We start from the raw sequence: 20,123 nt of genomic DNA on the forward strand, positions 1-20,123 counted from the left end.
ATTTCAGCGGCCCAGCATCCCCGCGAGCAACTCCCGCACGCCCGCCCGGATCCGCGCCCGGTTTGGCACCTCCGTGCTGAACGACCCCGCCGCGCACGCGAACATCAGGCCGTCCGCCCAGGCGACGAGGGACAGCACATGCCGGTCCGGGTCGGGGGAGCCGACCGCCGTGAGCAGCAAAGCCAGTTGCTCCTTGAAGACGGCGCCGACGCGGTCGTAGCAGGCGCGCAGCTCCGGGCGGCGGGTGGCCTCAAGGGCGAGTTCGTAGCGGGCGATCAGCAGCGCGCGGCCCTGGGTCAGCGAGCGGTGCACGGGGAGTACGGCGGCCGTCCTGGACCCGGGCGGGGCGGGGCAGCCCGCCTGGGTGCGCGTCGAGCCTGCCGATACCGCCGGGCCCGCCGCCCACGAGGGGCTGGAGGCCGAGCTGGTCGTCGGTGCGGACGGCATCAACTCCCGTGTCCGCGTCGCCCTGTTCCCCGCCCATCCGGGGCCGGTGTACGCCGGGTTCACGACGTGGCGGCCCATGGCCCCGCTGCCCGGCGTCGCGTTCGCCTCCCATGAGAGCTGAGGGCGGGGGCCCTTGTGGGGGACGCATCCGCTGCGGGACGGACGGGTGTACGCCTACGCGGCGGCCGTCACCCCGGCGGGCGGCCGGGCCCCGGACGACGAACGGGCCGGACTTCTGCGCCGCTACGGCGACTGGCACCACCCCGTCCCCGCCGTACTCGCCGCCGTCCGCCCCGCCGACGTCCTGCGGCACGACGTCCACCACCTCGCGATCCCGCTGCCCGCCTACCACGCGGGCCGCGTCGCTCTCCTCGGCGACGCCGCGCACGCCATGCCGCCCACCCTCGGCCAGGGCGGCAACCAGGCCGTCAGGAACGCCGTCGTCCCCGCCCACCACGCCCTCGACCTCGCCGCCTACACCGCCGCCCGGCTCCCGCGCCCGACGGCCATCGCCCGGCAGGCCGTCAGGATCGCCCGCGTCGACCTGGCTCGCGGCCGCGCCGCCGTCGCCGTCCGCGACACCGCGACGGCCGCCCTGTCCAGGCTCCGCCCCGTCCTCTTCCCGCGCGGCTTCGACGGCATCGCCGACTGGCGGCCCCCGTATGCTGCCGGGGACGTACAGGTGGGCGAGCCGCAGGGGAGAGACACGTGAAGGTCGGCTGCATCGGACTCGGGGACATCGCGCGGAAGGCGTATCTGCCGGTGCTGGGCGCGCTGCCCGGGGTCGATCTCCATCTGCACACCCGCACCCCCGCCACCCTCGCCCGGGTCGCCGACGGCCTCCACCTGCCCGCCGGGCAGCGGCACGACAGCCTCGACTCGCTGCTCGCCGCCGGGCTCGACGCGGCCTTCGTGCACGCGCCCACCGCCGCCCACCCCGAGCTCGTCACCCGGCTGCTGACGGCGGGCGTCCCGACGTACGTCGACAAGCCGCTCGCCTTCCGACTCGCGGACTCCGAGCGGCTGGTGGAGCTGGCCGAGCAGCGCGGCGTCTCCCTCTTCGTCGGCTTCAACCGGCGCTACGCCCCCGGGTACGCGCAGTGCCTGGAGCACCCGCGCGAGCTGATCCTGCTCCAGAAGAACCGGGTCGGGCTGCCCGAGGAGCCCCGCTCGATGATCCTGGACGACTTCGTGCATGTCGTCGACACCCTGCGCTTCCTCGCGCCGGGCCCGGTCGAGGACGTCACGATCCGCGGCCGCGCCCGGGACGGGCTGCTGCACCATGTGGTGCTCCAGCTCGCGGGCGACGGCTTCACCGCGCTCGGCGTGATGAACCGGCTCAGCGGCTCGACGGAGGAGATCCTGGAGGTCTCCGGGCAGGACACCAAGCGCCAGGTGCTCAACCTCGCCGAGGTGATCGACCACAAGGGCCAGCCGACCCTGCGCCGGCGCGGCGACTGGGTGCCGGTGGCCCGGCAGCGCGGCATCGAACAGGCGGTCCACACCTTCATCGACGCGGTACGCGCAGGGCAGCCGCTCAGCGCCCGGGACGCGCTGGCGACCCATGAGCTGTGCGAGCGGGTGGTACGAGCGGTTCAGGACCTCCCCGGCGCAGCCTGAGCGCCCGGACGCCCTCGCCGGCGCACAGCGCGGCCAGCACCAGCAGCGCGGCGTGCACCGGCCAGTCGCCGTAGCGGACGTACGGCGTGATGCCGTGCGCGAGCGGCACGTCGTACACCTGTGCGGTGCTCGCGTCGGTCCCCAGCCAGGGGCCGAGCCGCTGTCCGCCGGGCCCGTACACGGCGGAGACGCCGGTGAGGGTGGCGTGCACCATCGGGCGGCCGGTCTCGGCGGCGCGCAGCGCGGCCAGCGAGGCGTGCTGCTCCGGCGCCCAGCTGTGCTGGAAGGTGGAGGTGGAGGACTGCCCGAGGAGCACGTCCGCGCCGTCCTCGGCGAGATGCCGGCTCATGTCGGGGAACGCGGTCTCGAAGCAGATCAGCGGGCCGATCCGCAGCCCGTGTCCCACGTTCATCACGACCTGCTCGGTGCCGCGCCTGCGGTCCTCGCCGGCCGCCTTGCCCACGGAGGTGGCCCAGCCGAGCACGGAACGGGCGGGTATGTACTCGCCGAACGGGACGAGACGCATCTTGTCGTACCGGTCGCCGGTGGGGCCGTTCGGGCCGATCAGCACCGAACTCTTGTAGATCCCGGGCCGGTCGGAGCGGCGGGCGTCCACGTTCACCAGGACGTCGGCGCCGGTCGCGCGGGACAGTGCGGCGATCCGCCGGGACAGGTCGGGCCGGTCGGCGAGGTCGTAACCGACGCTGGACTCGCCCCACACCACCAGGTCGACGTCCTGCCCGACGAGCCGCCGGGTCAGCCGCTCCTCCCGGTCGAAACGCAGCTCCGGGCTGTCCCGTCCGGCCACGACGCCCGGCTGTACGACGGCGATCCGCGTCCCGCCGTCGATCTGCGGCCGGGGTGCCCAGGCCCAGGCGGCGGTGGTCGCGGCGGCGGTGGCGACCACCGTGGCAACGGCGGGCATCCGCGCTCCGCGCACCGCGATCAGCACGGCCGCCGCCACGTTCACCGCCACCACTAGGAAGCTGAGCAGCCACACCCCGCCGACCGAGGCCAGCCGCAGTGCCGGGGCCACCTGCCACTGGCTGGCGCCCAGGATGCCCCAGGGGCCGCCGAGTCCCTGCCAGGAGCGGACCAGCTCCACCAGCAGCCAGCCCGAGGGCAGCACGAGGAGAGCGACGGCGCACCGGCCGGGGGCGGGGGTGCCGCCCAGGTACCGGCGCACCAGCCAGCCCCAGGGCATCCAGAGCAGTCCGAGCAGCGCGCCGATCAGGAAGATGAACACATGCAGGCTCGGCAGCAGCCAGTGGTGCACCGCCACGAGATATCCGAAGCCGCCGCACCAGCCGTCGTACGCCGCCCGCCGTCCGGTCGGCGCCGAGCGGGCCAGCAGCAGCCACGGGACCAGGGCGACGTACGCGAACCACCACAGCGACGGCGCGGGGAACGCCAGCACGGGCAGGGCACCCGCGAGGGCGACGACGGCGGAGCGTCGCCAGGGGGAGGCCAGCCAGCGGTCGATCGTCGTCATGCGGAGCCTCCCATCCCCAGGGCTCCAGTGTGCGCGCCGCAAGCGATCTACGACAGGGGGCCTGCCGGCCTCCGCGACCGGGGGCCTGCCGGTCCCCCCGATCACCGCTCGGGAGCCGTCACTTCGCCTTCCCCCGCCCTCGCCTTTCCCCTTCCCGGACCTCACCGCCCGGTGGCCGTCCTCCGCCACTTCTCCGTGACCACGACCTCGCCGATCCGCCAGCCCTCGCGGGTGCGCAGGAGCCCGAAGTCGTACCGGCCGCCGCTCTCCAGATCCGGCGCGGCCGGGCCGTCCCCGCCGGTGCGGCGCATCGGATTGAAATAGTCGGCCCGCACCCGCGCGGTGTCCCCGGTGTCATGCTCCAGGACCCCGAACCGCACCCGCCGGTTGACGATCAGATGCTGCCGTACGGCGAACCGCGCCAGGTTCTCGGCCAGCCACCCGGCAACCTGCCCGGCCTCGCCCTCGATCCCGCCGGACGACCGGTAATCGGCCCTCCCCCCGGACGTGAAAAGGCCCGGGTACGCCGTCCAGTCACCGTCGTCCACCGTCACCGCGTACGCGGTCACCAACTCGTCCACGGCCAGCCGGTCCAGTACGGTCGCGAGTTCCGCACGCTGCGTCATCGGCTCAGTCTTGGCCACGGCGGGGACGGAGCCAAGGGGCGGGCAGGGAAATTCGGCGGTTCGGGCGAGCGGGAGAACCCGTGGCGGTGCCGCACCGCTCCCACTCGGCGGTGTGGTCCGTCGGTATCGGCGGGGCGGGAAAACGGGTGGCGCGGGCGGGGGTGAGCGTCGAATCTGGCACGCGTGAACGATCAAGCCCTCGCCCCCGAACCGAAGTTCCGCATCCGCGCCCGATATACGGACACCACGATCACCGTCTACCAGGCGTACCGCCCCGCCATCGGCCTCGCCGCCGCTCGAACCGGTCGGTTTCCGGGGGAGTGGAAGCGGGACCGGATGACCTGGATCAAGCCGTCGTTCCTCTGGATGATGTACCGCTGCGGCTGGGGCACCGAGGAGGGGCAGGAGACGGTGCTCGCGGTCGAGATCGACCGGGCCGGATTCGAGTGGGCCTTGCGGCACGCCTGTCTGTCGCACTACGCGCCCGGGGTGCATACCGACCGGGCGGCCTGGAAGCGGGAGTTGGGGCGGGCGCTGGCGCGGGTGCAGTGGGATCCCGAGCGGGATCTGCACCACAACGCGCTGCCCCACCGCTCGCTGCGACTCGGGCTCGCCGGAGAGGCCACGCGGCGGTACGCCGATGAATGGGTCGTCGGCATCGAGGACGTGACGCCGCTCGCCCGGGACGTGCACGCGGCGGTGCGGGCCGGGGAGCGGGAGAAGGCCGAGGCGTTGTTGCCCGAGGAGCGGGCGTACCCGGTGGCGGACGGCGTGCTCGCCCACCTGGGGGCGTAGTCAGGCCGCCTTGATGATCTCCTCGCGGATCGCCTTGGCCCACTCCACGACCAGCAGCTCGTACGCCGTGCGTTCCTGGGCCGAGAGGAAGCCGCCCGTGCGCAGCCAGAGCGCCCGGATCTGCTCGTTCACCTCGGCGGCAGACCGTGCGGAACCAGGGGGCGGGAAATGGGGGGACATACGGAACAGCCTAGGGGCAGGGTCTGACACTGCGCTACCGCACCGCTACGGAGAACGTATGTGGTTGGTCACCGGTGCCGCCGCTCGCGCCCCGTGGTCGACCCAGTTCAGGTGGCATATGCCGGGCTGAGTTGACGCCGGGCGGTGTCCGCGAGATGGCCGAAACGGGGGCGCGGGCACCCGGCGAGACCGGTTGCGGGCGGGGCAACCGCCCTGTTCGGGAGGGAAGTTCAGGAAGTTCGGGAACTTCAGGAGGGCGTGGCGGGGCCCTTGACCGTCCAGCCCGGGGTCTGCGGGTGGGCCGTCAGGTCGTCGTGATGGACGGGGGAGCCGCAGGCGCGACAGGTGACCACCGGGACCAGCTCATGGCCGCAGCTGTGCTCCATGGTCATGGGCAGGTCGGTGTTGTGCCGCAGATGGATGTCGCCCCACTCCTTGAGCGCCATCAGGACCGGCTCCAGCTCCAGGCCCGCCGCGGTCGGCCGGTAGTCGAAGCGCTGGGGATGCTCGCTGTAGACGCGCTTGGTCAGCACCCCGGCCTCCACGAGCCGGCGCAGCCGGGTGGCCAGGATGTCGCGCGGCGCGCCGATGTTGCGCGCCAGCTGATCGAACCGGCCGTTGCCCAGGCACACCTCCCGCAGTACGAGCAGGGAGTACTTCTCTCCCACCACCGCGAGGGTGTCGGCGATGGAGCAGGGGCGCGGATCCTTCGGTGCGGCCATGCGGCCCAGTTTAGTTGAGAGTTTGGTTTTCCAACCCATGCGAAACGGTATGCGTTCGCCCCGCGCCCGGTCATGGGTTTGATTTTCCAACCCACCCCGCTATGGTGAGTTTGAATTTCCTACCCACCGGTAACCATGCTCGTGAACGAGCCCGCTCCGCCGCAGGAGGCCGCACCATGCGAGACGCAGTGATCGTCGAGGCCGTACGCACCCCGATCGGCAAGGGCAAGCCCACCGGTGCCCTCGCCCAGGTGCACCCCGTCCAGCTGCTCGCCCACACGCTGAAGTCCCTGGTCGAGCGCTCCGGTGTCGACCCGGCGCTGATCGAGGACGTGATCGGCGGCACCGTCGACCAGGTCGGCGAGCAGGCCATGAACACCACCCGGTACGCCGTGCTCGCCGCCGGTCTGCCCGACACGGTCCCGGCCACCACGGTGGACCGCCAGTGCGGCTCCTCCCAGCAGGCCGTGCACTTCGCCGCCCAGGGTGTGATCGCCGGCGCGTACGACATGGTCGTCGCCTGCGGTGTGGAGTCGATGAGCCGGGTGCCGATGTGGTCCAACGTGCCCGCCGGGAAGGACCCCTTCGGGCCCGGCGTCGCCGCGCGCTACCCCGAGGGGCTGCTGCCGCAGGGCATCAGCGCCGAGCTGATCTCCGCCAAGTGGTCGCTGACCCGCGCGGAGATGGACGCCTTCGCGGTCTCTTCGCACCGCAAGGCCGCCGCGGCCTGGGAGGCGGGGCTCTTCGACGCCGAGACCGCGCCCCTGGAGGGCGTCACCCGCGACGAGTGCGTACGGCCCGACAGCACCCCGGAGATCCTCGCCGGGCTCAAGCCCGCCTACCACGACCCGAACTTCGCCGAGCGCTTCCCGCAGATCGAGTGGAACATCACCGCGGGCAACACCAGCCCGCTCAACGACGGCGCCTCCGCCGTCCTGATCACCTCCAGCGAGACCGCCACCCGGCTCGGCCTGCGCCCGCTCGCCCGGCTGCACAGCTTCGCGGTCACCGGCTCCGACCCGCTGCTGATGCTCACCGGCGTCATCCCGGCCACCGAGAAGGTGCTCGCGCGGGCCGGCCTCTCCCTCGGCGACATCGACCTGTTCGAGGTCAACGAGGCGTTCGCCAGCGTCGTCCTCGCCTGGCAGCAGGAGACCGGCGCCGACCTGGCCAAGGTCAATGTGAAGGGCGGCGCCATCGCCCTCGGCCACCCGCTCGGCGCCAGCGGCACCCGGCTGACCACCACCCTGGTGCACGCGATGCGCGAACGCGGTGCCCGCTACGGCCTCCAGACGATGTGCGAGGCGGGCGGCCTCGCCAACGCGATGATCCTGGAAGCCGTCTGACCAGAGGTCACGCATTCCCGGCTGCCTGAACAGAGGTCGGCGCATCCCCGGCCGGCTGACCCGGGGTCAGCGCATCCCCGGTCGCCTGCTCCGGGGGCGGTGCGCCCCAGGTCTCCTGACCCGGAGTCAGCGCACTTCCGGTCACCGGGCCCTCCTCACCGGGCCCTCCGTCACCGGCCGCGCAACCGGTGCCGCTGCCGCCACGCCACCACCGTGCCCGCCAGGGCCGGTACGGCGATGCAGGCCATCGCGAGCAGGAACGCGGGCGACGTCGGCGCCGAGGCACGGGCGCCGGCGACCGCGTAGGCGGCGGTGTTCGGGACCGACCCGAGCGCCGTCGCCAGCAGGAACGGCAGCCAGCCCATCCGGGAGACCGCCGCGCAGTAGTTCGCCGCCCAGAACGGCACCCCCGGGAAGAGCCGCGCGGCCAGCATGGAGCGGAACCCGTGCCGGCTCAGCTGCCCGTCCGCCGCCCGCAGCCACCGGCCGCGCAGCAGCGGGCGCAGCGCGTCCTGCCCGAGCAGCCGCCCGAGCCCGAAGGCCACCCCGGCCCCGAGCACCGTCCCGGCGAGCGCGGTCCCGAGGCCCAGCCGGGAGCCGAACAGCGCGCCCGCCGCCAGGTTCAGCAGGGGCCGCGGTACGAACGCCACCGTGCACAACCCGTACCCGGCCCCGAACGCCAGCACCGCCATCAGCCCGCCCGCCCGCGGCGGCCAGCCCTGGGTCAGCAGGCGCTGCGGATCGAACAGCAGCACCAGCGCGCCCGCGGCCGCCAGCAGCACCAGCAGCAGCGACAGCCGCGCCCACGGCGACAGCAGCGCGCGGGTGCAGCGGGCGGCGAATTTCGCGCGGGGCGCGGGCGGCGCGGGGACGGTGGTGGCATCGAGCACGTGACCCCCTGGGAGACATCGACGGCCGAAGCCGATGATAGAGGGCGCCCCGGACGTCCCCGTCGCAGGCGCGGACCGGTGCGGCTGACCGGGTACGTGACGGGAACACGCGGCCCGACGGCGGCCCCTCACGGAGCGTGACTGCTCCGTATGCCGCGCATGACGCGAAAACAACGCTCATCGCCGCCCGGCGTACCCGCACGGACCTCCCGGCCGGCCGCGGCAGGCCTGTCCCTCGCCCTCGGCGTGGGCGTCTCCCTGGCGCTGGGCACCGGCGAGCCTGCGAGCGAGCCCACCTCGGCCACCGTCACGTTCACGGCCACACCGGAGCCCCCGTGCCCCGGCTACGGGAACACGCCGGACGACAGGGGCGGCTACGACAAGCGGGGCCGCCACCGCAGGATCTGACGCCCCCTCCGCACCGCACCGGCGCCGCCCCGGGCAAGGACGGCGCCGGTCGTCCGCGCGCACCCGCTCCGCGCGCGGGGGAGGCCCCCCGAGGTGACACGGGCCGCCTGCCACCGAGCCGCACCCGCTCCCCGCGCGGGGAAGGGCCGCCGCCCGGAAACCGGTGGAAAACCATTCGACGCCGGACATCCCGTCGGCGATGATCGAGTCATGTTCCGGTACGCCTTCCACCTCGCAGCATCCGCGGTCGCGGATGTGCCGAAGGCTGCCGTTCCCACGCTCGCGGCCGCTGTCGACGGCGCCCGAAGCTGACCCTCCCCGGATCGTCCGGCGGACCCCGCAGGGGGAGGGTCGGCCACCCGGCGGGGTCCCGACTTCCGTACGACAGCGAAGGCTTCGAGGTACAGCCATGTCCAAAACGGCCTACGTGCGCACCAAGCCGCACCTGAACATCGGCACCATGGGTCATGTCGACCACGGCAAGACCACCCTGACCGCCGCCATCACCAAGGTCCTCGCCGAGCGCGGCACCGGCACCTTCGTGCCCTTCGACCGCATCGACCGCGCCCCCGAGGAGGCCGCGCGCGGCATCACCATCAACATCGCGCACATCGAGTACGAGACCGACACCCGGCACTACGCCCATGTGGACATGCCCGGCCATGCCGACTACGTGAAGAACATGGTCACCGGCGCCGCCCAGCTCGACGGGGCGATCCTCGTGGTCTCCGCGCTCGACGGGATCATGCCGCAGACCGCGGAGCACGTCCTGCTCGCCCGGCAGGTCGGCGTCGACCACATCGTCGTGGCCCTCAACAAGGCGGACGGCGCGGTCGACGAGGAGCTGACCGACCTGGTCGAGCTGGAGGTCCGCGACCTGCTCACCGCGCAGGGCTACGCGGGCGACACGGTACCCGTCGTACGCGTATCGGGGCTGCGGGCGCTCGCGGGCGACCCGCGCTGGACGGCGTCCGTCGAGGCGCTGCTCGACGCGGTGGACACGTACGTGCCGATGCCCGAGCGGTATCTCGACGCGCCGTTCCTGATGCCGGTGGAGAACGTGCTCACCATCACCGGCCGGGGCACGGTCGTCACCGGCGCCGTGGAGCGCGGCACGCTGCGGCTCGGGGACCGGGTCACGGTGCTCGGCGCGGACGGCGTCGAGACCGTCGTCACCGGCCTGGAGACCTTCGGCAAGCCGATGACCCAGGCGCAGGCCGGGGACAACGTGGCCGTGCTGCTGCGGGGCGTGCCCCGGGACGCGGTGCGCCGGGGGCATGTGGTGGCGGTGCCGGGCAGCGTGGTGCCGGCGCGGCGGTTCACGGCGCGGGTGTACGTGCTGTCGGGGCGCGAGGGGGGTCGTACGACACCGGTCGCGACGGGGTACCGGCCGCAGTTCTACATCCGTACCGCGGACGTGGTCGGGGACGTCGACCTCGGCGTGGCGGCCGTGGCCCGGCCCGGTGAGACGGTGGAGATGACCGTCGAGCTGGGGCGGGAGGTGCCACTGGAGCCGGGGCTGGGCTTCGCGATCCGCGAGGGCGGGCGGACGGTCGGCGCGGGCACGGTGGTCTCCGTCGGTTCGTAGGGCTCCGCCGGTTCCTGGGGCCCCGCCGGTCGTAGGGTTCCGCCGGGTCGTAGGGCTCCGCCGGTTCGTAGGGCCCCGTCGGGGCGCGTCACAATGAACCTGTGACCGAGCAGATACCCGTCTTCCGCACCACCGACCACGGCGCCGCCAAGCTCATGCCCGATGTGGACCGGGAGCGGGCCTGGCTGCTGACGGTCGACGGGGCGCCGCAGTCGTACGTCGACCTGGACGAGCCGACGCACCTGGAGTTCGAGTACGCGCGCCGGCTCGGGCACGCGCTGGACACGGCGGCCCCCGAGGGCCGGGCGCTGGACGTGCTGCACCTGGGCGGGGGAGCGCTGACCCTGCCCCGGTACGTCGCGGCGACCCGGCCCGGTTCCCGGCAGGACGTCGTGGAGGCGGACCGGGGGCTGCTGGACCTGGTCGCCGAGTATCTGCCGCTGCCGAAGGGCGCGGGGGTCGCGGTGCACGCCGCCGACGCCCGCGCCTGGCTGGGGACCGCGCCGGACGACACGGCCGACGTGCTGATCGCGGACGTCTTCGGCGGCTCCCGGGTGCCGGCCCATCTCACCACCCTCGCCTACGCCCGGGAGGCCGAGCGGGTGCTGCGGCCCGGCGGGAGCTATCTCGCCAACCTCGCGGACGCGGCGCCGTTCGCCTTCCTGCGCTCCCAACTGGCCACGTTCGCCGCGGTGTTCGAGGAGCTGGCGCTGGTCGCCGAGCCGGGGGTGCTGCGCGGGCGGCGGTTCGGCAACGCGGTGCTCATCGCCTCGCACCGGCCGCCGGACGTCGCCGCGCTGGCCCGCCGGGTGGCGGCCGACGTCTTCCCCGCCCGGGTCGAACACGGCGCCGCCGTACGGGAGTTCATCGGTTCCGCACGGCCGGTCGAGGACGCGGACGCGGTGCCGTCGCCGGTGCCGCCGGGCGGCTCGTTCGGCATCGGCTGAACGCCGGGTGCGCGGGGAGGTCCGCCCTTCGCACCCGGCGCCCCGCGTCAGTCCAACGTGGGGGTGCCGTGCAGCCGGACCGAGCCGAGGATCTTCATGATCGTGGCCTGCGGGACCTCGTCCTTGACGCCCTTGGCGCCATAGAAGTTGAACGACACGTAGTCGTGCGCCGAGTTCTGGAAGCCGAAGGTGAGGGCCTTGCCGTCGCTCGCGCACTTGCCCTTCTGCGGGGTGCCGCTCGACCGCGCCCAGGCGTAACTGCCCTTGATGCCGGACGTCGTGGTGAAGGGGGTGGCCTTCTTGTCGAAGGTGATGGTCTTCTTGTCCGGCTGGGTGTAGCCGCCGTAGACCCACCAGGCCGGGGTGTTGACCGCGATCTGGTCGGTGTTCTTCGCGCCGCTCGCGCCCTTGCTGCCGACGACCGCGAGCGGGGTGTCGTCGGTGCGGCCGTCCTTGTCGTCGTCGGACGTGCACCACTTGGGCTGGTCCTCGGCCGTGCCCGACATCACGATCAGCGGTTTGCCGTCGGTGGACTTGTGGTCCTCGAAGCCCACCTCCATGTCGGGCGCCTGGGCCTGCCAGTCCGAGGGCACGTCATAGGCTATGCCCCACTTCGGGTTCACCACGACCTTCCAGCCCGGCACGGTCGGCTTCTCGCTCTCCGCGGCCCGCGGGTTGTCGGTCGAGGCGGGGCTGGACGAGGCCGCGGTCGGCGGCCGGCCGGTGTGCTTGCCGTCCGCCTTGTCGTCCTTGCCGTCCTTGGAACCGCCGAGGACCAGCACACCGGTCACACACGCGGCGACGACCACGGCGGCGGCCGCGACGATCGCGATCAGCTTCGTACGGTTGCCGCCGCCGTTGCCGCCGCCCTTCGGGGGCGGCTGCATCGGCACGGTGGGCGGCTGCTGCCCCCACTGCGGCTGCTGCTGCCCGTACGGGCCGGGAGCCCCGGGGTACTGGCCCGGCCCCGGCTGCTGACCGGCCCCGGGGTGCTGGCCCCCCTGCGGGTACTGCTGGTACCCCGGCTGCTGGTACGGATTCGGCTGCTGCTGGTAACCCGGCTGCTGGTACGGGTTCTGCTGCGGGTTCTGCGCGCCCCCGGGCGGCTGCTGATCTGGCCACATGGCCGACAACACTAGTGCGGCGGCGGCACGGTTCGGTCACGGGATCTCGTCAGGGCCGTAGCGAAGCGGTGTGAAGGGCATGGCGCGCGGGTGGAGACCGCGCTGGTCAGGATGGCCTACTCGCCGGTAACATCACGTCCATGACTGTTGACAGCGCCTCGATGGGCGAGATGCTTGCCACCGCGGTCCCGATGGTGCGGACCCTGAACCTGGAGTTCGTCGAGGTGACCGCGGAGCGCGCCGTGCTGCGCCTCCCGGACCAGCCGGACTACCACAACCACATCGGCGGCCCCCACGCCGGCGCCATGTTCACGCTGGCCGAGTCCGCCAGCGGCGCCATCGTGCTCACGGCCTTCGGCGACCAGCTCTCGCGCGCGGTGCCGCTCGCGGTCCGCGCCGAGATCGGCTACAAGAAGCTGGCCATGGGGCCGGTGACGGCGACGGCGACCCTGGGCCGTCCGGTGGCCGAGGTCGTCGCCGAGCTGGACGCGGGCGGGCGGCCGGAGTTCCCGGTCGCCATCGCCATCGAGCGCGAGGACGGCGCCGTCACCGGTGAGATGACGGTGGTGTGGACCCTGCGGCCGAACGGCTGAGACGACCGCTGAAGAAGGGCCCCCGGCGCGTGCCGGGGGCCCTTCTTCGCTGTGCTGTCCGGCGCCGGGCTCATTTCAGGTCTTCTGGCGCTTTCCGGCCCGTGCGCATCCTCGCCAGGGGCCAAAGGTCATGCGGAATTTACAGACACGGTCCCGGTGTCACGGCGTGTTGCCGCCGGGTGAGTGAACGGTGAAGCGGGCGCGTGCTTTGACGGGCTTGTGGCGATGTGGCGCGTGGGCTCGGGTGAGCGGGGGCCCGCACCGATGACCCGGAAGCGCCGATTTCTCGGCGCTTGCGGCGAATTCGGCGGCCTGGCCGGATCACGGCCACGGCGGGCGCGCGGCGGTCGTCGTTGTTGACCCGCGAGTAGCCCCTCGCTAGTTTCCGATGCCCTCGCACCGACGAGTCCCGCCGCACAAACCCCCACCGTGCTTCTGCCGATTGTGTCGGAGTCTCATGACGTCCCCTGTGCGCGCCCATGATCTGATCCTCTGCCTCACCCCGTTCGGCGAACCCGACGCGGGCCTCGCCGCGGCCGCCACCGGTGCCGGGGCGCTCGGCGTCCTCGATCTCGGCGACGGCGACCGAAGATGCCGGCAGGAGCTGTCCCGGCTGAGAAGAACGGCGCCCGGCCCGTACGGCGTCCGGGTGGGCGCCCGTTGCTCCCTCACCCCGGCCGACCTCGCCGACGGCCCCGGCCTCGTCGTCCTCGCCTCGGACCTGACGGCCGCGGACACACCCTGGAGCATCGCCGAACTGGCTCCGGAAAGGCGGGTGTTGGCCGAGGTCACCGATCTCCCGCAGGCGCGGGCCGCCGTCCGGGCCGGTGCCCATGGGCTGATCGCCCGGGGTGCCGAGAGCGGTGGCAGGACCGGTGGGCTGAGCACCTTCGTGCTGCTCCAACAGCTGCTCGCCGACGATGAGTTGACCGAGTTGCCCGTCTGGGCCTGCGGTGGTGTCGGGCCGCGTACGGCGGCCGCCGCACTGGCGGGTGGCGCGGCCGGTGTCGTCCTCGACAGCCAGCTCGCCCTGCTGCCCGAGTCCCGGCTGCCGGAGGCGGTCCGTGCGGTGCTGCGGTCCCTGGACGGCGCGGAGACGGTGGTGACCGGCGGGCACCGGGTGCTGCGCCGCCGCGGCCCCGACGCGCCGCCGCTCCCCGCCGACGACCCCGCCGCGATCGCCGCCCTCCTCGGCGCCCGTGATCTGTCCCGCCAGCTGCTTCCCCTCGGCCAGGACGGCTTCCTCGCCGCCCGGTTCGCGGAGCGCTGGGGGGATGTGCGGGGCGTGGTACGGGGGATGACGGCGGCGATGCGGCCGGAGTCGGAGCCCGGCCCCGGGCAGGCGCTGCGGCCCGGGTCGGCGATGAGCCGGGCGCTCGGGACCCGGCTGCCGGTCGCGCAGGGCCCGATGACGCGGGTCAGCGACCAGGCCGGATTCGCCGCCGCCGTCGCCGGGGACGGGGCGCTGCCCTTCCTGGCGCTGGCGCTGGCCGACGGCGCGCGCACCCGGGCGATGCTGACCGAGGCGCGGGCCGTGCTGGACGGCCGGCCCTGGGGTGTGGGCGTGCTCGGCTTCGCGCCCGAGGAGATCAGGAACGCCCAGCTGGAGGTCGTACGGCAGCTGCGGCCCACGCACGCGATCATCGCGGGCGGGCGGCCCGCGCAGGCCGAGGCGTTGGAGCGGGCCGGGATCCGCACCTTCCTGCACGTGCCCTCGCCGGGGCTGCTGCGGCAGTTCCTCCAGGCCGGGGCGCGCAGATTCGTCTTCGAGGGCTCGGAGTGCGGCGGGCATGTCGGGCCCCGGGCGTCGTTCCCGCTGTGGGAGGCCCAACTGGCTGTCCTGGAAGACTTCTTGGCCGACGCCGGGCCCGAGACGGCGGCCCGGGTGGAGGTGTTCTTCGCGGGCGGCGTCCACGACGAGCGGTCCGCCGCGATGGTCGCCGCGCTCGCCGCGCCGCTCACCGCGCGGGGCGCCGCGATCGGGGTCCTCATGGGCACCGCCTACCTGTTCACGGAGGAGGCCGTCGCCCACGGTGCCATCCGGCCGCTCTTCCAGGAGCAGGTCCGCGCGGCCACCGCGACCGCCCTGCTGGAGACCGCGCCCGGCCATGCGACGCGGTGCGTGCCCAGCCCGTTCACCGACGACTACCGGGACCGCGAACGCGCGCTGCGCGCCGGAGGGCTGCCCGACCGCGAGGTGTGGGAGACGCTGGAACGCCTCAACGTGGGGCGGCTGCGCATCGCCAGCAAGGGCGTGGAACGCGCGGACGGCGGCGAGTTGCGGAACGTCGACGAGCAACGGCAGCTCACCGAGGGGATGTTCATGGCGGGAGAGGTCGCCGTCCTGCGCTCCGCGACGACGGTCATGGCGGCCCTGCACCGCTCGGTGACCGACGGCGCCGCCGACTTCCTCGCCGCCCGCGGGCGGCCCCCGGTCACCGAGTGGGAGCCGGCGCCACCCGCACCGCTCGACGTCGCGATCGTCGGCATGGCCTGCATGTTCCCGGGCGCACCCGACCTCGCCGCCTTCTGGGCGAACATCGTCGCGGGCCGCGACGCGGTCACCGAGGTGCCCGCCGACCGCTGGGACCCGGCCGTGCACCACGCCGCCGGGCACACCGCCTCGAAGTGGGGCGGATTCCTGCCCCGCATCCCCTTCGACCCGTTGCGCTACGGCATCCCGCCCACCTCCCTCGGCAGCATCGAGCCCGTGCAGCTGCTCTCCCTGGAGGCGGCCCGGCGGGCCCTGGAGGACGCCGGATACGGCGAGCGGGGACGGGAGTTCGACCGCTCCCGCACCGCCGTGGTCTTCGGCGCGGAGGCGGGCAGCGACCTGTCCAACGCCGTGACCCTGCGGGCCGTACTCCCCTCGTACTACGGCAAGGTCCCAGGCGGACTCGACGGCCAACTGCCCCGGCTGACCGAGGACTCCTTCCCCGGCATGCTCGCCAACGTCATCTCCGGCCGCATCGCCAACCGCCTCGACCTCGGCGGCGCCAACTTCACCGTGGACGCCGCCTGCGCCTCCTCCCTCGCGGCGCTCGACGTGGCCTGCAAGGAACTCGTCTCGGGCACCAGCGACGTGGTGCTGTGCGGCGGCGCCGACCTGCACAACGGCATCAACGACTACGTCCTGTTCTCCTCCGTCCACGCCCTCTCCCCGACCGGCCGCTCCCGCGCTTTCGACGCCGAGGCCGACGGCATCGCGCTCGGCGAGGGCGTGGCCTGCGTGGTGCTCAAGCGGCTCGCGGACGCCGAGCGCGACGGCGACCGGATCTACGGCGTGGTCAAGGGCCTCGGCTCCGCCAGCGACGGCCGCTCCCTCGGTCTGACCGCGCCCCGCCCCGAGGGCCAGCGGGCCGCGCTGGAGCGGGCGTACCGCAACGCCGGTGTCTCGCCCGCGCAGGTGAGCCTGGTGGAGGCACACGGCACCGGCACCGTGGTCGGCGACCGCACCGAACTCACCGTCCTCGGCGAGGTGTTCACGGAGGCGGGCGCCCGCACCGGCGGCTGCGCGCTCGGCTCGGTCAAGTCCCAGATCGGGCACACCAAGTGCGCCGCCGGGCTCGCCGGACTGATCAAGACGACCCTCGCCCTCCACACCGGGGTCACGCCGCCCACCCTGCACATGGATCGCCCCAACCCGGCCTGGACCGAGGACGACAGCCCCTTCGCCTTCCACGCCGACGCCCGGCCCTGGGCCCGGCCCGCCTCCGAACGCTTCGCCGGGGTCAGCGCGTTCGGCTTCGGCGGCACCAACTTCCATGCCGTACTGGCCGCGCACGGGGACGCGGTACCGCCCCGGCAGACCCTGGACGAGTGGCCCGCCGAACTGTTCCTGTTCCGCGGCCGGGACGAGCAGGCCGCACACCGGCAGGCGGCGGAACTCCTCAAGGCCGCCGAGACGGTCGGGCGGCCCTGGCGGCTGCGCGACCTCGCCCTCGCCGCCGCCCACCGCGCCGACACTTCGCGCGAGCCGGTCCAAGTCGCCTTCGTGGCACGGGATGTGGACCAGCTGATCGAGCGGCTGCGGGGAGTCCTCGACGGAGACGGCGGCGCGGACGTCCGCCGCTCGGACCCGGTGGATGGCAAGGTCGCCTTCCTCTTCCCCGGACAGGGCAGCCAGCGCACCGGCATGCTTGCCGAACTCCTCGTCACTTTGCCGGAGTTGCGGGACCATCTGCACGCGGACCAGGCCGATGTCGTCTATCCGCCGGCCGCCTTCGACGACAGTGCGCGCGAGCGCCGCCGGGCCGCCCTGACCGACACCCGGGCCGCGCAGCCCGCCCTGGGCGCGGCGGGCCTGGCGGCCCACGCCTTCCTCGGCGCGGCCGGTGTCCAGCCGGACCTGGCCGCCGGACACAGCTACGGCGAACTGGTCGCCCTCGCCGCCGCCGGTGCCCTCGACCCGGACACCCTGCCCCGGCTCAGCACCGAGCGGGCCGCCGCGATCCTGGCGGCGGCGGGCGAGGACCCCGGCTCGATGGCGGCCGTGGGCGCACCCGCCGAGGACGTCCGCGCCGCCCTGCGCGAGGCGGGGGCACCGGAGTCCGTCGTCGTCGCCAACCTCAACTCGCCGCAGCAGACAGTGATCTCAGGGCCGACGCAGGACATCGACACCGCCGTACGACTGCTGCGCGCGGCCGGGCTCGGCGCGAAGCGCATCCCCGTGGCCTGCGCCTTCCACAGCCCGCTGGTGGCCGGGGCGGGCGCGCGGTTCGCCGAGGCCCTCGCGGAACAGCCGGTGCGCGCACCCGAGTTCCCCGTCTGGGCCAACCGCACCGCGGCGCCGTACCCGCCGGACCCCGACGGGGTGCGCGCCGAACTCGCCGCACAGATCGGGGCGCCGGTCGCGTTCGCCGCGCAGATCGAGGCCATGTACGAGGCGGGCGCGCGGATCTTCGTGGAGGCGGGCCCCGGGGCGGTCCTCACCCGGCTCGTCGGACAGATCCTCGGCGACCGCCCGCACCGCGCCATCGCCCCCGAGCCCCGGCCCGGGGACGGACTGCCCGGCTGGCTCGACGCCCTCGCCCTGCTCGCCGTCGCGGGCGCCCCGGTGCGCACCGCCTGGCTCTTCCAGGGCCGCGACGCCGTCGACGCGCTGCGCGCCCCCGCTCCCGCCCGGCCCGGCTGGACGGTCGACGGACACCTGGTCCGCACCGCCGACGGAGCCCTGCTCGCCGGTGCCCTCGCACCGGCCCGACGCGTCGTGGAGACGACTGTGACCACCGACCAGCCCAGCAAAACCCCCGTCGACCGGGACGCGTTGATCACCGAATTCCTGCGCAGCGGACGCGAGATGATCGCGGCGCAGCGGGATGTGCTGCTCACGTACTTCGGCGGGACGGGATCACCGGTGGCACCCGTGGCTCCGGTCGCGTCCGTCGTGCCCGTCGCTCCTCAGGCATTGCCTGCCGCCGAAATCGCGTTTCCGAGCGCGGAGTTGACCGCTCCCGCCGTGGAGGAGGAGACGGTGGCCGCGTCCGGCACGGACGTGGGGCGGGTCGTCCTGGAGATCATCAGTGAACGCACCGGCTATCCCGTCGACATGATCGAGCCCGATCTCGATCTGGAGGCGGACCTGAGCATCGACTCCATCAAACGGGCCGAGATCGCGGGGGAGCTGGCGAAGCGGCTGGGCATCGCCGGGGGCGCGGAGCTGCTGGACGACGCCGAGCTGGAGGAGCTGACCAAGGCGCGTACGGCGGCGGCGGTGACCGCGTGGCTGGCGGCACGGGTCGGCGGCGGTACGGGATCCGGCCGGCCGGAGGAACAGGCACCGGAGCCGGACACGGCACCGCTCGGGGTGGCGCCCCGGCGCTTCGAGACGCGGACGGTCGCGCTGCCCGACGTCGAGCCGACGGCCGCCTGCGCCCTCGCCGGGCAGCGGTTCTTCCTGCTGGGAGACGGCGGGGGAGCGGCGGCCGAGCTGGCGGCGCGGCTCGACGCCCGGGGCGCGGAGACCGTCCTGGCCGACCAGGGGCATGTCCTCGGGGCGGCCGACGGGGCGGTGGCCGCGGTCGTGTACCTGGGCGCGCTGCCCGGCCCCGACCTGCCGGTGCTGCCGGACGCGTTCCCCGTGGTCAGGGCGGCGCTGACGTGCGGCGCGGGCCGCCTGCTGGCCGTACGCGCCACGGAGGGCGAGGGTGCCGTACGCGCGGCCGGGCTCGACGGGCTGTTCCGCACCGTCGCGCGGGAGTATCCGGACGTGGTCGCGCGGGTGGTGGCCGTCGGGGACGTCACCCCGGCGGCGGTGGCCGAGGCCGTGCTCGCGGAGCTGTGCGCACCGGCGCGGACGCTTGAAGGGGCCGACGCCTCCACCCCGCTCGATGGCTCCGCCCCGCTCCCCGCCTCCGCCCCGCTCCCCGTCGTCCTGCGCGCCGCCGACGGAACCCGCCGGGGCCTGGACCTCCTCCCCGTACCCCTCGGCGCCCTCGGCAGCACCGGCGCGGGCCCCGCCGGGGTCGGCACCGCGGAGGCCGCGGCGCTCGGGCTCGACCGGGACTCCGTCGTCCTGCTGGTCGGCGGCGCCCGGGGCATCACCGCCCGGTTCGCGGCGACGCTGGCCGCCGCCTGCGGCTGCCGGATCGAACTGCTCGGCCGCACCCCCGCCCCCACCGCCCCCGAATCCCCGGCGACCGCCGCCGCCCGCACCCCCGTCGGACTGCGCGCGGCACTCGCGGCCGGGCCCGGCGCGCCGAAGCCCGCCGAGATCAACCGGACCGCCGAACTCCTGCTGGCCCAGCGGGAGATCACCGCGACCCTCGACGAACTCACGGCGCTGGGCAGCGCGGCCCGCTACCGCGCGGTGGACTTCCGGGACCGGGACGCGGTACTCCGCACGGTCAAGGAGATCCACGCCGAGCACGGCCGGCTCGACGGGGCCGTGTTCGCGGCCGGGGTGATCGAGGACCGGCTGATCGCCGAGAAGACCCCCGACTCCTTCCGGCGGGTCTACGACACCAAGACGGCGGGCGCCGGTGCCCTGTTCGCCGCCCTGGACGAGCTGCCCGGGGCGCCCGCGTTCACCGTGCTGTTCGGCAGCATCGCCGCCGTCCTCGGCAACCGGGGCCAGTGCGACTACGCCGCCGCCAACGACGCCCTGGAGACGCTCGGCGCCGACTGGGCGGCCCGCACCGGGCACCGCGCGCTCACCGTGCACTGGGGACCCTGGGCGCCGTCCGGCACCCACACCGGCATGGTCGGCGCGGAACTCGGCCGCGAGTACGCCCGTCGCGGGGTGGAGATGATCGACCCCGAGGAGGGCACCGCGGCCCTGCTGCGGGAACTCGCCTGGGGCGACCCGGCGGCCCGCGCCGTCGTCTACACCGCGTCGGGCTGGTGA

Annotated in this window: 16 protein-coding genes and 1 pseudogene; 10 read left to right on the forward strand and 7 right to left on the reverse strand. The window is 74.2% G+C overall.

What is annotated here, in order from left to right; genetic code table 11:
* Nucleotides 1-3: 3 nt before the first annotated feature.
* Nucleotides 4-327, reverse strand: a pseudogene (locus QHG49_RS29600) (TetR/AcrR family transcriptional regulator); the annotation flags it as partial.
* A 37-nt stretch (nucleotides 328-364) separates the two neighbouring features.
* Between QHG49_RS29600 and QHG49_RS34200 the strand changes: the two are divergent.
* The 3 genes from QHG49_RS34200 to QHG49_RS29610 are packed head-to-tail and all read left to right on the forward strand — an operon-like array spanning nucleotide 365 to nucleotide 2,067.
* A complete protein-coding gene (locus QHG49_RS34200) occupies nucleotides 365-568 on the forward strand; it encodes a hypothetical protein (protein ID WP_370530598.1) in 204 nt (67 codons plus the stop codon).
* 12 nt (nucleotides 569-580) lie between these two features.
* Nucleotides 581-1,159, forward strand: a complete 579-nt coding sequence (locus QHG49_RS29605) for an FAD-dependent monooxygenase (RefSeq protein ID WP_370530520.1) — start codon at nucleotides 581-583, stop codon at nucleotides 1,157-1,159.
* The gene (locus tag QHG49_RS29610) at nucleotides 1,156-2,067 is read left to right on the forward strand and encodes a Gfo/Idh/MocA family protein (RefSeq protein WP_301491892.1); all 912 of its coding nucleotides are present in this window, start codon (nucleotides 1,156-1,158) and stop codon (nucleotides 2,065-2,067) included. The genes QHG49_RS29605 and QHG49_RS29610 overlap by 4 nt, the downstream gene beginning before the upstream one ends.
* Here QHG49_RS29610 and lnt read toward each other — a convergent pair.
* Nucleotides 1,985-3,559: an apolipoprotein N-acyltransferase gene (gene lnt, locus QHG49_RS29615; RefSeq protein WP_159699368.1), complete on the reverse strand. Its 1,575-nt coding sequence runs from the start codon at nucleotides 3,557-3,559 to the stop codon at nucleotides 1,985-1,987. The genes QHG49_RS29610 and lnt overlap by 83 nt on opposite strands.
* Nucleotides 3,560-3,720: 161 nt before the next feature.
* Nucleotides 3,721-4,185, reverse strand: coding sequence for a nuclear transport factor 2 family protein (locus tag QHG49_RS29620; protein ID WP_301491893.1), 465 nt, complete (start codon nucleotides 4,183-4,185; stop codon nucleotides 3,721-3,723).
* Between the two features lie 183 nt (nucleotides 4,186-4,368).
* Between QHG49_RS29620 and QHG49_RS29625 the strand changes: the two genes are divergently transcribed.
* The gene (locus tag QHG49_RS29625; RefSeq protein WP_301491894.1) at nucleotides 4,369-4,980 is read left to right on the forward strand and encodes a DUF4291 domain-containing protein; all 612 of its coding nucleotides are present in this window, start codon (nucleotides 4,369-4,371) and stop codon (nucleotides 4,978-4,980) included.
* On the opposite strand, the gene QHG49_RS29630 is transcribed toward QHG49_RS29625, so the two are convergent.
* Both QHG49_RS29630 and QHG49_RS29635 read right to left on the reverse strand, forming a co-directional pair.
* Complete coding sequence (locus QHG49_RS29630) at nucleotides 4,981-5,160, reverse strand: hypothetical protein (protein WP_145486185.1); 180 nt, start codon at nucleotides 5,158-5,160, stop codon at nucleotides 4,981-4,983.
* Between the two features lie 248 nt (nucleotides 5,161-5,408).
* Nucleotides 5,409-5,882, reverse strand: a complete 474-nt coding sequence (locus QHG49_RS29635; RefSeq protein ID WP_145486184.1) for a helix-turn-helix domain-containing protein — start codon at nucleotides 5,880-5,882, stop codon at nucleotides 5,409-5,411.
* A gap of 176 nt (nucleotides 5,883-6,058) precedes the next feature.
* Here QHG49_RS29635 and QHG49_RS29640 point away from each other — a divergent pair, with 176 nt between their 5' ends.
* Nucleotides 6,059-7,228, forward strand: coding sequence for a thiolase family protein (locus tag QHG49_RS29640; RefSeq protein ID WP_301491895.1), 1,170 nt, complete (start codon nucleotides 6,059-6,061; stop codon nucleotides 7,226-7,228).
* Nucleotides 7,229-7,398: 170 nt separating this feature from the next.
* Here the strand turns inward: QHG49_RS29640 and QHG49_RS29645 are convergent, their stop codons facing one another.
* Nucleotides 7,399-8,118, reverse strand: coding sequence for a TVP38/TMEM64 family protein (locus QHG49_RS29645; RefSeq protein ID WP_236576231.1), 720 nt, complete (start codon nucleotides 8,116-8,118; stop codon nucleotides 7,399-7,401).
* Nucleotides 8,119-8,277: 159 nt separating this feature from the next.
* On the opposite strand from QHG49_RS29645, the gene QHG49_RS29650 reads away from it, so the two are divergent.
* The 3 genes from QHG49_RS29650 to QHG49_RS29660 all read left to right on the forward strand — a co-directional run bounded on the left by QHG49_RS29650 (nucleotide 8,278) and on the right by QHG49_RS29660 (nucleotide 11,061).
* The gene (locus QHG49_RS29650; RefSeq protein WP_301491897.1) at nucleotides 8,278-8,526 is read left to right on the forward strand and encodes a hypothetical protein; all 249 of its coding nucleotides are present in this window, start codon (nucleotides 8,278-8,280) and stop codon (nucleotides 8,524-8,526) included.
* A gap of 409 nt (nucleotides 8,527-8,935) precedes the next feature.
* Entirely contained in the window at nucleotides 8,936-10,114 is a 1,179-nt protein-coding gene (gene tuf, locus QHG49_RS29655; protein WP_301491899.1) for an elongation factor Tu, read from the forward strand.
* A 101-nt stretch (nucleotides 10,115-10,215) separates the two neighbouring features.
* The gene (locus QHG49_RS29660) at nucleotides 10,216-11,061 is read left to right on the forward strand and encodes a spermidine synthase (protein WP_159699353.1); all 846 of its coding nucleotides are present in this window, start codon (nucleotides 10,216-10,218) and stop codon (nucleotides 11,059-11,061) included.
* A 47-nt stretch (nucleotides 11,062-11,108) separates the two neighbouring features.
* Here QHG49_RS29660 and QHG49_RS29665 read toward each other — a convergent pair whose 3' ends face one another.
* Nucleotides 11,109-12,185 (reverse strand): hypothetical protein, encoded by a 1,077-nt coding sequence (locus QHG49_RS29665; RefSeq protein ID WP_301491900.1) that lies wholly within the window; start codon nucleotides 12,183-12,185, stop codon nucleotides 11,109-11,111.
* A gap of 140 nt (nucleotides 12,186-12,325) precedes the next feature.
* Between QHG49_RS29665 and QHG49_RS29670 the strand changes: the two genes are divergently transcribed.
* Both QHG49_RS29670 and QHG49_RS29675 read left to right on the forward strand, forming a co-directional pair.
* Nucleotides 12,326-12,778 (forward strand): DUF4442 domain-containing protein, encoded by a 453-nt coding sequence (locus QHG49_RS29670; protein ID WP_086807797.1) that lies wholly within the window; start codon nucleotides 12,326-12,328, stop codon nucleotides 12,776-12,778.
* 457 nt (nucleotides 12,779-13,235) lie between these two features.
* Nucleotides 13,236-20,123, forward strand: a complete 6,888-nt coding sequence (locus QHG49_RS29675) for a type I polyketide synthase (RefSeq protein ID WP_301491903.1) — start codon at nucleotides 13,236-13,238, stop codon at nucleotides 20,121-20,123.

Source organism: Streptomyces sp. WP-1, assembly GCF_030450125.1.
Classification (GTDB): domain Bacteria; phylum Actinomycetota; class Actinomycetes; order Streptomycetales; family Streptomycetaceae; genus Streptomyces; species Streptomyces incarnatus.